At 73.4% G+C, this 12,972-nt stretch carries 12 protein-coding genes; 4 read left to right on the forward strand and 8 right to left on the reverse strand.

The features are described from left to right. Positions 1 to 141: 141 nt before the first annotated feature. From ACI8AG_RS03985 to ACI8AG_RS03995, 3 genes are all read left to right on the forward strand, one after another. On the forward strand, positions 142 to 1,293 hold the full coding sequence (locus tag ACI8AG_RS03985; protein WP_456596004.1) for an N-acetylmuramoyl-L-alanine amidase: 1,152 nt from the start codon (positions 142 to 144) through the stop codon (positions 1,291 to 1,293). Positions 1,294 to 1,390: 97 nt separating this feature from the next. Next, positions 1,391 to 2,809 carry an aminotransferase-like domain-containing protein gene (locus ACI8AG_RS03990; protein WP_456589600.1) on the forward strand — a complete coding sequence of 473 codons (1,419 nt, stop codon included), beginning with the start codon at positions 1,391 to 1,393 and terminating at the stop codon, positions 2,807 to 2,809. Next, positions 2,806 to 3,801 (forward strand): D-alanine--D-alanine ligase family protein, encoded by a 996-nt coding sequence (locus ACI8AG_RS03995; RefSeq protein WP_456596005.1) that lies wholly within the window; start codon positions 2,806 to 2,808, stop codon positions 3,799 to 3,801. Before ACI8AG_RS03990 ends, ACI8AG_RS03995 begins: the two co-directional genes overlap by 4 nt. Positions 3,802 to 3,872: 71 nt before the next feature. On the opposite strand, the gene ACI8AG_RS04000 is transcribed toward ACI8AG_RS03995, so the two are convergent. The 8 genes from ACI8AG_RS04000 to rpmH form a co-directional block, all read right to left on the reverse strand. Then, entirely contained in the window at positions 3,873 to 4,943 is a 1,071-nt protein-coding gene (locus tag ACI8AG_RS04000; protein ID WP_456596006.1) for a ParB/RepB/Spo0J family partition protein, read from the reverse strand. 25 nt (positions 4,944 to 4,968) lie between these two features. Beyond that, positions 4,969 to 6,027, reverse strand: a complete 1,059-nt coding sequence (locus ACI8AG_RS04005; RefSeq protein WP_456596007.1) for a ParA family protein — start codon at positions 6,025 to 6,027, stop codon at positions 4,969 to 4,971. A gap of 96 nt (positions 6,028 to 6,123) precedes the next feature. Continuing rightward, entirely contained in the window at positions 6,124 to 6,807 is a 684-nt protein-coding gene (rsmG, locus tag ACI8AG_RS04010; RefSeq protein WP_456596008.1) for a 16S rRNA (guanine(527)-N(7))-methyltransferase RsmG, read from the reverse strand. Then, positions 6,804 to 7,376: a Jag family protein gene (locus ACI8AG_RS04015; RefSeq protein WP_456596009.1), complete on the reverse strand. Its 573-nt coding sequence runs from the start codon at positions 7,374 to 7,376 to the stop codon at positions 6,804 to 6,806. The genes rsmG and ACI8AG_RS04015 overlap by 4 nt, the downstream gene beginning before the upstream one ends. Positions 7,377 to 7,485: 109 nt before the next feature. Next, positions 7,486 to 8,631: a membrane protein insertase YidC gene (gene yidC / locus ACI8AG_RS04020; protein WP_456596010.1), complete on the reverse strand. Its 1,146-nt coding sequence runs from the start codon at positions 8,629 to 8,631 to the stop codon at positions 7,486 to 7,488. Then, positions 8,624 to 9,010 (reverse strand): membrane protein insertion efficiency factor YidD, encoded by a 387-nt coding sequence (yidD, locus tag ACI8AG_RS04025; RefSeq protein ID WP_456589593.1) that lies wholly within the window; start codon positions 9,008 to 9,010, stop codon positions 8,624 to 8,626. The genes yidC and yidD overlap by 8 nt, the downstream gene beginning before the upstream one ends. After that, the gene (gene rnpA, locus ACI8AG_RS04030) at positions 9,007 to 9,387 is read right to left on the reverse strand and encodes a ribonuclease P protein component (RefSeq protein ID WP_456596011.1); all 381 of its coding nucleotides are present in this window, start codon (positions 9,385 to 9,387) and stop codon (positions 9,007 to 9,009) included. The genes yidD and rnpA overlap by 4 nt, the downstream gene beginning before the upstream one ends. 1 nt (position 9,388) lies before the next feature. After that, complete coding sequence (rpmH, locus tag ACI8AG_RS04035; protein ID WP_091930872.1) at positions 9,389 to 9,526, reverse strand: 50S ribosomal protein L34; 138 nt, start codon at positions 9,524 to 9,526, stop codon at positions 9,389 to 9,391. Positions 9,527 to 10,217: 691 nt separating this feature from the next. On the opposite strand from rpmH, the gene dnaA reads away from it, so the two are divergent. Further along, complete coding sequence (dnaA, locus tag ACI8AG_RS04040; protein WP_456589591.1) at positions 10,218 to 11,981, forward strand: chromosomal replication initiator protein DnaA; 1,764 nt, start codon at positions 10,218 to 10,220, stop codon at positions 11,979 to 11,981. The last annotated feature ends 991 nt before the right edge of the window (positions 11,982 to 12,972 follow it).

Genomic DNA, 12,972 nt, shown 5'->3' on the forward strand with positions numbered 1-12,972 from the left:
GGGACCCTGAAGGGCGGCCGTTCCAGCACGTCACCGGGCCCACCCGTCCCTCCGGACGGGTGGGCCTGCGTCGTACGGGGGGGAGGCTGGTCCGCCCCCGGTGCGCCGTCCCCGGCGGGAGGGACCACAATCGGTCACACCATGGGAACCGACAGCCGCATGCAGCCTCTGGGGCGGGGGGACCGCGGGCCGGCCGTCGCCGACGTGCACGCCGCCCTCCGCAGCCTGGGCCTCCTCCCCGCTGCCGAGAACGGGAACGAACCGGGTCTGGAGTCGGCGGAGTACGACGCCGGCACCGAGCTGGCCGTCCGCCACTTCCAGCAGGTCCGCGGCCTCTCGGTCGACGGGCGGGTCGGGGAGGAGACCTACCGGGCCCTCACCGAGGCCCGCTGGTCGCTGGGTGACCGGCTGCTGCGCTACGACCCGGAACGGCCGATGCGCGGCGACGACGTGACGAACCTGCAGGAACGCCTGCTGGAGCTCGGCTACGACGCCGGCCGGGCCGACGGCATCCTCGGCCCGGAGACCGAGGTCGGCCTGCGCGCCTTCCAGCGCGACTACGGGCTGACCTCGGACGGCACCTGCGGCCCGGCGACGCTGCGCGCCCTGCGCCAGCTGGGACGCAAGGTGACCGGTGGCCGTCCCCAGCTGCTGCGGCAGAGCGCCTCCTTCGTGGAGAGCGGCCCGCACCTGATCGGACGCCGGATCGTCGTCGACGCCGGCCACGGCGGTCCGGACACCGGCTTCACCGTGGGCGAGACGACCGAGGCGGACCTGGCCTTCGACCTGGCGTCCCGGATCGAGGGCGGGCTGGCCGCCGCCGGCGCCACCGTGTACCTCACCCGCGGCCGCGAGCAGAACCCGACGCCCGCCGAGCGCACCGCCTTCGCCAACGACGCCCGGGCCGACCTCTTCATCGCCCTGCACCTGGATGCACACCCGTCCGAGCACGCCCGGGGGGTCGCCGCCTACTACTACGGCACCGGATCGGGTGCCTCGTCCACGGTGGGGGAGCAGTTCGCCAACCTCGCCCGCCGCGAGGTCGTCGCCCGCACCGGGATGCTCGACCTCGGCTCGCACCCCAAGACGTGGGAGCTGCTGCGCATGACGCGCATGCCGGCGGTCCGGCTGGACTGCGGCTACCTCTCCCACCCGGTCGACCGGCAGCTGCTGCTCGACGCGCGGGTGCGCAGCTCCATCGCCCACGGCGTCCTGGCCGCTGTGCAGCGGCTCTACCTCCCGGCCGAGTCCGACCCACCGACCGGCACCTTCGTCCTCCCCGGGAAGGCGTAGCCGGCCACTCGCCCCCAGGCCCCGGCCGGGCCCGAACGGTCCACCTGGCACCGGTGGTCCCACCAGGCGTCCATCCGACCGCGCCTACACTCCTGAGGTGGCCACCATCCCGCCCGGCACGCCTGCCGGTTCCGGACAGCAGGGGGCGCACCTGGGTGCGCACCCCCATCCCGCGCCGCGTCATCCGCGGCTCGACCCGCTGGCCGACCGCTACGCAGCCCGCACCCACGGGATGAAGAGCTCGGAGATCCGGGCGCTCTTCTCCGTGGTCAGCCGGCCCGAGGTGGTCTCCCTGGCCGGTGGCATGCCTGCCGTCACCGCGCTCCCGCTGGACGCGGTGGGCTCGATGATCGGTGACCTGGTCTCGGGCATGGGCGCGCAGACGCTCCAGTACGGATCGGGTCAGGGCGACCCGCGGCTGCGGGAGCGGATCTGCGACGTCATGGCGCTCGAGGGCATCACCGACGCCTCGCCGAGCGAGGTCGTGGTCACGGTCGGCTCGCAGCAGGGGCTGGACCTGGTCACCCGCGTCTTCGTCGACCCCGGTGACGTGATCCTCGCCGAGGCGCCGTCCTACGTCGGCGCGCTCGGCGTCTTCCAGTCCGCCCAGGCCCGGGTGCGGCACGTCGCCATGGACGACGACGGGCTGATCCCGGAGGCGCTGGAGCAGGCCCTGGCCGCGTGCCGCGCCGACGGCGACCGGGTGAAGTTCCTCTACACCGTGCCGAACTTCCACAACCCGGCCGGCGTGACCCTCTCCGAGCCGCGCCGCGAGGAGATCATGGCGATCGCCGAGCGCTGGGACCTGCTGATCATCGAGGACAACCCCTACGGCCTGCTGGGCTTCGACCGCGAGCCGATGCGGGCACTGCGCGCCCGGGACGCCCACCGGGTGATCTACCTGGGCTCCTTCTCCAAGACGTTCTCCCCGGGCCTGCGGGTGGGCTGGGTGCTCGCGCCGCTGGCGGTCCGGGAGAAGCTCGTGCTGGCCACCGAGGCGCAGGTGCTCTGCCCGCCGTCGCTCACCCAGTACGCCGTCGCCCGGTACCTGGACACCCAGCCCTGGCGCGAGCAGATCAAGCTGTTCACCGAGCTCTACCGGGAGCGCCGCGACGCCACGCTGGAGTCCCTGCAGGCGCTCATGCCGGCGGGCACCACCTGGACCCGCCCCGACGGCGGCTTCTACGTGTGGCTCAAGCTGCCCGCCGGGCTGGACGCGAAGCTCATGCAGCCCCGCGCCGTCGGCGCGCACGTCGCCTACGTCCCGGGCATCGGCTTCTACGCCGACGGCAGCGGCCAGGAGTACATGCGCCTGTCGTACTGCTACCCCGAGCCGGATCAGATCCGGGAGGGGGTCCGCCGGCTGTCCCGCGTCGTCGAGGCGGAACTGGACCTGCACTCCACCTTCGACAAGGTCGACACCGGTACCTTCCGGGCGATCCGGCCGGGCTCCGGCCACGACGCCGAGTCGATGGTGGGGCCGGCGAACAGCGACACGTACGAGGACGGCCGATGAGCGAGACCGCGCCCGCCGCAGTGCCCGCCGCGCCCGAGGAGCGACACCCGCTGCGGGCCGTCGTCCTCGCCGGCGGGCTCACCTTCGAACGCGAGGTCAGCCTCTCCTCCGGCACCCAGGTGGTCGAGGAGCTCACCCGCGCCGGCCTGGACGCCGAGCTGCGCGACGCCGATGCCGAGCTGCTGCCCGGCCTGGCCGCGGCCCCGGCCGACGCGGTCTTCATCGCGCTGCACGGCGCCACCGGCGAGGACGGTGCCCTCCGTGCGGTCCTCGACCTGGCCGGGGTGCCGTACGTGGGGTCGCCCGCGGCCGCGTGCCGGCTGGCCTGGGACAAGCCGGCCGCGAAGTCCGTGGTCCGCACCGCCGGGCTGACCACGCCGGACTGGGTGGCGCTCCCGCACAGCACCTTCCGCGAACTGGGTGCCGGTGCGGTGCTGGACCTGATGGTGGCCCGGCTGGGGCTGCCCCTGATGGTCAAGCCGGCGTCGGGCGGCTCGGCCCTGGGCGTGCAGAAGATCAGCCGGGTCGAGGACCTCCCGGCCGCGATGGTCAGCTGCTTCGCCTACGGCGACACCGTGATGGTGGAGCGCTACGTCGAGGGGGTCGAGGTCGCGCTCGCCGTCGTCGACCTGGGCGACGGGCCGGTCGCCCTGCCGGCCGTTGAGATCGAGCCCGAATCCGGGGTCTTCGACTACGCGTCCCGCTACTCACCGGGGCTCACCGAGTACCACGCGCCCGCCCGCATCCCGGACGAGGCGGCGGCCCGCGCCGCCGAGGTCGCCGTCCGGGTGCACGAGGTGCTGGGGCTGGCCGACCTCTCCCGGACCGACGCGATCGTGACCCCCGACGGCGAGGTGCACTTCCTCGAGGTGAACGTCTCCCCGGGGCTGACCGAGACCTCCATGTTCCCCATGGCGGTCGAGGCGGCCGGCTACGACCTGGGCGCGGTGCTGGCCCGCCTGCTCGCCCGGTGCGCGGAGAACCCGCGCTGAACGTGGCGCAGCCGACAGAGGCCGCCTTCCGTCAGTGACGGAAGGCGGCCTCTGTCGTTCCCGGTGGTGGATCAGGCGTCGGGACGACGCCCGGTGATGTCCGGGGCCATGACACCGATGATCCGCTGCAGGTCGTCCACCGAACCGAACTCGACGACGATCTTGCCCTTCGACCGGCCGATCTGGATCTTCACCTTGGTCTCGAACATGTCCGACAGCCGGGAGCCCAGCTCCTCCACCCCGGGTGCGGAGATCCGCCGGGTACGTCGCTTGGCCACGGGCTCCTCGGCGGCCGCCAGCGCGACGGCCTCCTCGGTGGCCCGCACCGAGAGGCCCTCGGCGACGATCCGGGTGGCCAGCGCGTCCTGGGCCACCGGATCCTGCAGTCCGAGCAGCGCGCGGGCGTGCCCGGCGGAGATGACGCCGGCGGCGACCCGGGTCTGCACCTTCACCGGCAGCTTCATCAGCCGGATGGTGTTGGTGACCTGCGAGCGGCTGCGCCCGATCCGCTGCGCGAGTTCCTCGTGCGTGGCCCCGAACTCCTCCAGCAGCTGCTGGTAGGCGGCGGCCTCCTCCAGCGGGTTCAGCTGGACCCGGTGGATGTTCTCGAGCAGCGCGTCGCGCAGCATCGCGTCGTCGGTGGTGTCGCGCACGATCGCCGGCACGGTGCCGAGCCCGGCCGCTCGCGCGGCGCGCAGCCGCCGCTCGCCCATGATGAGCTCGTAGCGCCCACCGTCGGACTCGCGCACGACGATCGGCTGGAGGAGCCCGAACTCCCTGACGCTGTGGGTCAGCTCCTCCAGGGCCTCGTCGTCGAAGACCTGCCGCGGCTGCTTCGGGTTCGGCACGACGTCCTCGACCCCGACCTCGCGCAGCTGCGCGCCCGGGACGCCCACCGCGTCGGTCTCCGCGGCCGGGGACGGCGCCGGGGAGGGCACCAGGCTGACCGGCGCACGCGACGGCTCGGTCGCCTCCGCGACCGGCGAGGCGCCGTCCGGTCCGGTCCCGGAGCGCGGAGCCGACTGCTCGTCCCGCTCCGTGCCCGGCGCCGGGGTGGTGGGCGCGACCGGGGGAGGCGTGGGCGCCGGCCCGGTCGGGATGAGCGCCGCCAGCCCGCGTCCGAGGCCGCCTCGCTTCGTCATGACAGCTCCTCGCTGGCAGGGGTGGTCACTGGGAGTCCTGGCCGCCGAACGGCACCGACGTCTCCCCGAAGGCGAGCGCGCCGACCGGGGTGGCCCCGTTGCTGCCGGTGGACGCATCGAGGGGCTCGAGGGCCACCCCGCGCTGGGCCAGCTCGCGGGCGGCCTCCACGTAGCTGGTCGAGCCGCGCGAGCCCGGGTCGTAGGTCAGCACCGACTGCCCGTAGCCCGGCGCCTCGGAGACCCGCACGTTGCGGGGGATCACGGCGTTCAGCACGAGGTCCCCGAAGTGGTTGCGGACCTCGTCGGCGACCTGGTCGGCGAGCTTCGTCCGCCCGTCGTACATGGTGAGCAGGATGGTCCGCACGGCGATCCCCGGGTTGAGGTGCTGGCGGACCAGGTCGATGTTGTTGAGCAGCTGCCCCAACCCCTCCAGCGCGTAGTACTCGCACTGGATGGGGATGAGCACCTCGTCGCCGGCCACCAGCGCGTTCAACGTCAGCAGGCCGAGCGAGGGCGGGCAGTCGATGAGCACGTAGTGCGGGCGCCGTTCCCGCGGCAGCGCCGCCACGTACGCCTCGATGGCCCGGCGCAGCCGGTGCTCCCGGGCGACGACGGAGACCAGCTCGATCTCGGCGCCGGCCAGGTCGATGGTCGCCGGGACGCAGAGCAGGTTCGGGCTGGCGGTCGTCGCGTGCACCACCTCGGAGAGGGTGCTGTCACCGACGAGGGCGTCGTAGATCGACGGCGTGCCGACCGTGTGCTCGACGCCGAGGGCCGTGCTCGCGTTGCCCTGCGGGTCGAGGTCGATCACCAGGGTGCGCAGCCCGTAGAGGGCGAGCGCGACGCCGAGGTTCACCGTCGACGTCGTCTTCCCGACCCCACCCTTCTGGTTCGCGATCGTGATGACCCGGATGCGCCCGGGCGCCGGGAAGGGCTCCTGCTCGGCGGCGTGCAGGACACGCGTGGCACGCAGGGCCTCCATGGCGATGGGGCTGTCGAAGTCCGCGAGCCCACCGGAGGACGATGCGGTCGACGACTGGTCAGCGGCGAGGCTGCTGCGCAGCCGCTCGCCCGGGTCGGTCATCGCAGGTCCTTCCTCTGGCGCCGTTTCACGTGGAACGGATCGGGTAGCAGTGCCTGTTCCACGTGGAACAGGACGCGGGAGCGCCGACCGGCAGCCTCACCGGTCTCCCCGCGTCATGACCACCACGGTAGTGGCAGCGTCTCCCAGGGATGCACCGACGGCACGCGGTTCGATGTCGCGCATGCCGGCGGCGTGGAGTTCGGGCAGGAAGGCCGGCAGCTCGGCCAGCGCGCGGGCGCCGACCAGGGCCACCAGCTGGGTGCCTGGCCGGAGCAGGCCGCGGCACCAGCCGACGAGCCGGGGGAGTGGGGCGACCGCCCGTGCGGTGACCACGTCGACCCGGCCGACGGCGGTCACCACCGACCGGTCCTCGGCCCGTCCGCGCACCACGCGCCAGGTGGCGGACGGACCCGCCAGGTCGGCGACCGCCTCCTCCAGGAACTCGACCCGCCGGGCCATCGGCTCGACCAGGGTGAGGGCGATGTCCGGGCGGGCCAGCCCGAGCGGGATGCCGGGGAGGCCCGCGCCGCTGCCGACGTCGACCACCCGGGCGTCCCGGGGGACGGCCTCGGCCACTGCCGCGCTGTTGAGGACGTGCCGCTCCCACAGCCGCGGGACCTCGCGGGGGCCGATCAGGCCGCGCGTCACCCCATCGGAGGCCAGCTTGGCCACGTACCGCTGCGCCGCGGGCAGGGCGTCGCCGAAGACGGCGACGGCCGCCGGCGGCGCGGGCACCTCGGGGGCGGCCGGGGCGTCGGGCCCGGGACCTCCGTCGCTCACCTGTCGGGCAGGACCACGACGCGGCGGCGGGGCTCCTCGCCCTCCGACTCGCTGTGCACGCCGGCCACCGAGGCGATGACGTCGTGCACGACCTTGCGCTCGAAGGGGTTCATCGGGCTGAGCCGCTCCGGCTGGCCGCTGGCGGAGACCCGGCGCGCGGTCTCGCCGGCCAGCGAGGTGAGGTCCGCCCGGCGCTTGGCCCGGTAGCCACCCACGTCGAGCATCAGCCGGCTGCGCACACCCGTGGACTGGGCGACGGCGAGGCGGGTGAGCTCCTGGAGCGCCTCCAGCGTGGCGCCGTCGGGACCGATCAGGTCGTCCAGCCGGCCGCCGACGATCGCGACCGACGCCCGGTCCCCTTCCACGTCGAGGTCGATGTCGCCGTCCACGTCGAGGATGTCGAGGAGCCGCTCGAGGTAGTCCCCGGCGACGTCGCCCTCGCGGACCAGCAGGTCGTCAGCGGTCCCACCGGCCCCACCCGTCTCGGCGGTCTCGACATCGACGGGCTCCACGACGGCGTCGTCGCTGGCGGCGTCCGCGTCGGGCAGAGCGGGCGGGTTGTCTGTCACGGGCTGCTGCGGAGCACTCACGGGTGTTCCTCCCAGTTCGGTGCGGCGGCCGGGTGGCCCCGGTGGACTGTGTGCCGGGCGGGCCGGCTGGAAAGCGGTCGGGCGAGGGTCAGCGACGCTTCCGCTTCCCGCGGTTGGCCGGCCCCTGGCCCGCTCCGGAGCGGGAGTTCCGGCCGGCGCCGGACCCCGCGCTGCGCGAGCCGGTGGACCCGGTGGCCGTGGACCCGGTGGCCGTGGACCCGTTCCCCGTGGACCCGTTCCCCGTGGACCCGTTCCCTGTGGACCCGTCGGACGTCGGGTCGTCGCCGACGCGACCGTCGCCGTCCACGGTGCTCGACGGCGCGGCCGTGGTGGAGGCGGGGCGCCCCTGCTTGGGTCGCACCGGCTTCGCGCCCGGCTTCGGGGCGAGCGTCTTCGGGTCGACGGCCGGCTTGTCCGCATCCGCCTTCGCCTTCCCGGCGTCGGAGCCGGGCGGCGGCAGCTTGCGGAGGATGAAGAACTGCTGGCCCATCGTCCACAGGTTGTTCGTCATCCAGTAGATGAGGACACCGATGGGGAAGATGAAGCCGGAGACGAAGAGGCTCAGCGGCACGCCGTAGAGCATCAGCTTCTGCACCATCGCTGCCTGACCCTCGACGGGGCCCGAGCGCGCCATGATCTGCTTCTGCGTGAAGTACGTCGTGAAGCACATCACGACGATCAGCGCGAAGGCGACGATCCGGATGGTGGTGTAGCTGGCGATGTCCAGGATCGCCTGCTCCTTGGCGCCGCTCATGTTGAACGACGCGGAGATCGGCGCACCGAAGAGCTTGGCGCGTGCCGCCTGGTCGGTGAGCTCGTCGGTCCACGAGTAGAGGCCCTGCTTGTCCGGGGCCAGCCGGCGCAGGACGTGGAACAGCGACAGGAAGACCGGGATCTGCGGCAGGATCGGCAGGCACCCGGCCAGCGGGTTGACCCCGCGCTCCTTGAACAGCTTCTGCTGCGCCTGGGCCATGCCCTGGCGGTCGCTGCCGTACTGCTTGCGCAGCTTCGCCATCTCCGGCTGCAGCTCCTGCATCGCCCGCTGCGACTTCACCTGCTTGACGAACAGCGGGAAGAGGATCAGCCGGATGGTGACGACCAGGAAGACGATCGCCAGGACCCAGCTGAGGCCGGAGAGACCGGACTCGGCGGGCGGGTCGCCGAAGATCCAGTTCCAGAGCGAGTGCCACCGGGCCATGACCCAGGAGATGGCGGTGTACAGCCAGTCAAGCAACGGAGGACTCCTCCTGCGGGGTCCGGCACGCGGCCGGCGGGGTGGCCTCGCGGCCGGGGTCATCGGACGGCGCGCCGGGAGGACGTGCCGCTGTGCTGGACGAGCGGGCACCCGTCCCGGTTCCACGCGCCGGCGGGACGAGATCCACGCCGCCCGGGTGCCACGGCGCGCACTTGGCCAGCCGGACCAGCGCCAGCCAGCTGCCGCGAGCCGCTCCGTGCGTGCCGACCGCCTCGGCGGCGTACGCGCTGCAGGTCGGGTGGAACCGGCAGCGCGGCGGCAGCGCCGGGCTGATCGCCCGGGAGTAGAAGCCGACGGCGCGCAGCAGCAGCCGCGCGACGGCGGAGCGCCGCGGGCTCGCCCCGGCCGGCGCGCTCATCGCCGGGAGGCCCGGTCGCCGAGGAGCCGGTCCAGGCCCGAGACCAGGTCCCGGTGCAGCACCGCCGAGTCGGCGTCGGCTGCTTCGGGGCGGGCGCGGACCACCAGATCCGCACCGGCGGGCAGGCGGTCGAGCTCGGCTCGCACGACCGCACGCAGGCGACGGGTCACCCGGTGTCGGACCACCGAGTTGCCCACGCTCTTCCCCACCACGAAACCGGCCCGCGCGGCCGGCGGCGACGCGGGGTCGCCGGCCGGCTGCTCGGGCCGTTCGGGGAGGTAGTGCAGCACCATGGTCGGCCGCCCGGCGCGCCGGCCGGATCGGACGACCGCGCTGAACTCCGGGCGCCGGCGCAGGCGTGCCTGCGCAGGCAGCACGTCAGGCGGAGAGCTTCTCGCGGCCCTTGCGCCGACGGGTGGCGAGGATCGCCCGGCCCGCGCGGGTCCGCATCCGCAGCCGGAAGCCGTGGGTCTTGGACCGGCGGCGGTTGTTCGGCTGGAAGGTGCGCTTGCTCACGAGGTACTCCCACTACACGACATCGGCGGTGCGCTCCCGTCGGTGGACGGACGCGCGCAGGGCGTCGGAGCGGCACGGTGACCGTCCCCGGAGCCCTGGAAGCTGGCACTGCGGACCGGCGCACCCAGGCCCGACCGCGCAGACTGGCGTGGCCGGGACACGGGCAGACCCGTCCACAGACTCCGGCCAGCATAGCCGAGGACCGGCGGGTGCCGGTGACCGACCGCCCATGGTGGCCCGAGCGGCCCGGGCGGAAGTCCGCGGCGCGCCGGGGAGCTCCGCCCGGGCCCGACACGCTCGCGCCGCGGGGAACCGGCGGTTCCGGCCCCGCAGCGTTGCCGGGCTGTGGACGGGGCTGTTAGCGTCGCCGTCGCTCCGCGTCGGGCGTCAGGGTCACGACGCGCGGGCCGACCCCGTCGGTCGACCGACCGCCGAGCCACTCCTCCAGCCGCCCGATCCGGGCCGTGACCAGCGAATATGCTGCACCGGCCGTCGTCCCGTGCGGAGCCGGCGCAGCACCTCTGCCGGCCGTGCACAGCCTGTGGACACCGATGTGGACCACATGCGTTCGGATGTCCACAACCGGGGCACCCCACCGGTGGACGGTCCGCGGTTCGCGGAGGCCAGGTGGGCCGGGACGGACGCAACCGGGGACGGCCGCGGGGTGGACAGCAGGGGAGGACGAGACGGCATGGCCGATGCCACGCTGGACCTGGCGACGGTCTGGGACCAGATCCGGGAGCGACTGGCGACCAGCCTCTCCCCGCAGCAGAACGCGATGCTGAACCTGACGCGACCCGTCGGGCTGTTCGAGGACACCGCCGTCCTGGAGGCCCCGAACGAATTCACCCAGACGGTGCTCGAGTCCCGCATGCGCCGGGTGCTCGCCGAGGCGCTGTCCCAGACCTACGGCCGCGACATCCGCGTCGCCGTCCAGGTGGAGGACTCCCCGGCTCCTCCTCCGCCGCCCGCCGAGCCCGAGCCGACCCGGCGACCGTGGTCGGCCGTGGAGGCACAGCGGGCCGAGGAGGACCAGGCGACCCGCGACCGTGCCGACGACGGACGCAGCGCGTTCGGCGTACGGACCGACGTCGTCGGCACCGCCGCCCCCTGGGACCGGTCCGCATCCGCCGACCGGTCGGCCACCCCCGAGTTCCCCGAGGTCCGCGAGCTCCACCCGGCCGACGGCCCGCAGCGTCCGCCGGCCGACCGTGGCGCTCCGGAGGACTGGAGCACCACGACGTGGGGCCCGACCGGGCCCGCCCCCGACTCCGGCAGCCGGGACTGGGGCGGCGAGGACGAGCGGACCGCCGACGTGCTCCCCTTCGACGTCGACGCACCGGCGGGGGAGCCGCGCCGTTCCGGTGGCGGCTCGGCAGCCCGCCCCCGGCGCGCCGAGTCGGGCCGACCGGGCGGGCTGGATCCCGGCCTCAACCCGAAGTACGTCTTCGACTCCTTCGTCATCGGGAACAGCAACCGCTTCGCGCACGCCGCCGCGGTCGCCGTCGCCGAGGCCCCCGCCCGGGCGTACAACCCGCTGTTCATCTACGGCGAGTCGGGGCTGGGCAAGACCCACCTGCTGCACGCCATCGGCCACTACGCCGCCCGGATGTTCCCCAACGTCCGCGTCCGGTACGTGAGCACCGAGGAGTTCACCAACGAGTTCATCAACCTGGTGCACTCCGGCCGGGCCGAGGAGTTCCGGCGCCGCTTCCGGGACATCGACTTCCTGCTGATCGACGACATCCAGTTCCTCGAGCGGGCCGAGCGCACGCAGGAGGAGTTCTTCCACACCTTCAACACGCTGCACAACGCCAGCAAGCAGATCGTGATCACCTCCGACCGGCCGCCGAAGAAGCTGACCACGCTGGAGGACCGGCTGCGCACCCGCTTCGAGTGGGGGCTGATCACCGACGTCCAGGCGCCGGACCTCGAGACCCGTATCGCGATCCTCCGCAAGAAGGCGTGGGGCGAGCGGCTCCAGGTGCCCGACCAGGTGCTGGAGTTCATCGCGAGCAAGGTGCAGACCAACATCCGCGAGCTCGAGGGCGCGCTCATCCGGGTCACCGCGTTCGCGTCGCTGAACAAGCAGCAGGTCGACCTGCCGTTGGCCGAGCTGGTGCTCAAGGACCTGATCAGCGACGAGCAGGGCCCGCAGATCACCGCGGCGATCATCATGGCCGCCACGGCGGAGTACTTCTCCGTGACGATGGAGGAGCTGCAGGGCACCAACCGCAGCCGCACGCTGGTCAACGCCCGGCAGATCGCGATGTACCTCTGCCGTGAGCTGACCGAGCTCTCCCTGCCGCGGATCGGTGCCTCGTTCGGCGGCAAGGACCACACCACGGTCATGCACGCCGTCAAGAAGATCACCAACCTGATGAGCGAGCGGCGGGCCACCTACACCCAGGTCACCGAGCTCACCGCCCGCATCAAGAGCCGCGCCCGGCAGTAAGAGGACCCCTCCCTCTCCCGACTCGCTCGCTCGTGGCGAGCCTTCGGAGGGGCCGGACGGACCGCACCGCGCCCACAACCGGCTCCCCGGAGCACTCCGCGCCCGCCAGCCGCTCGCCGGTTGCGCGCGGTCCGTCCACCTCGGGGACCCCTCACGCGCCCGCTCGTGGCCTTCCCCGGCTCACCTGGCGGGGGTCCTGGCTCACCTGGTGGGGTCCTGGCTCACCACCGATCGTGAGCCAGGACCCAGAACGATCAGGTCACCTGATCAACATCGTGGAGGCCTGGTCCGGGGACGCCGGCGGTGACGGCGCGCGGCCGGAACGGTCACCGTCCGGACAGCTACCGGCCACCGTCCCGTGGTGGTCGACAAGTGGTTGTCCACACCTGTGTGGATCCCTGGGGACGACGGATCCGCAGGTTCTGGGCGCGATGACCCGCGCAAGGGCGCCGGAGGACGTCGACTCGTCGAGAAGTTGTCCCCAGGAATGTGCACAGACTGGGGGAAACCGCGACGACGTCGTTCCCCGCCGTCACGGGACACCGCCGCCGGCGCCCGGTCCCGCCGGCTCCGCCCGCTCAGCGAGCGCCTGACCTGGGAGAACACCGTGCCGGGCGACGCCGGGCTCACTCCGCCCCGGACGCCCACCGCACGCCCCGCACAGGACCTGGGGACGGACCGGGGAGACGCAGGGGACAGCAGGTGGACCGCCGCGGGTCACGGTGCACAACCGTCGATCTGTCCACGTGTCGACAACAGGAGGACGCCGACCACCCACAGTCGGCCAACACCCCCGATCGGCCGCTGACCTGCGGGAAGGGCCTCGATCCCCAGCTTCCACACCAGTGATGACGAGGATGAAGGAGTTATCCCGGAGAATTCTCGAACCACACTCTGGGTGGGGACGCTGCGCTGCGAGGCTCCCCGGAGCGCAGCGGCAGGATCCGGATCAGCAGCCCATCGAGGGACCGGGGTTTCCCCACCGGGGGCT

This window comes from Blastococcus sp. SYSU DS0552, from assembly GCF_054050815.1.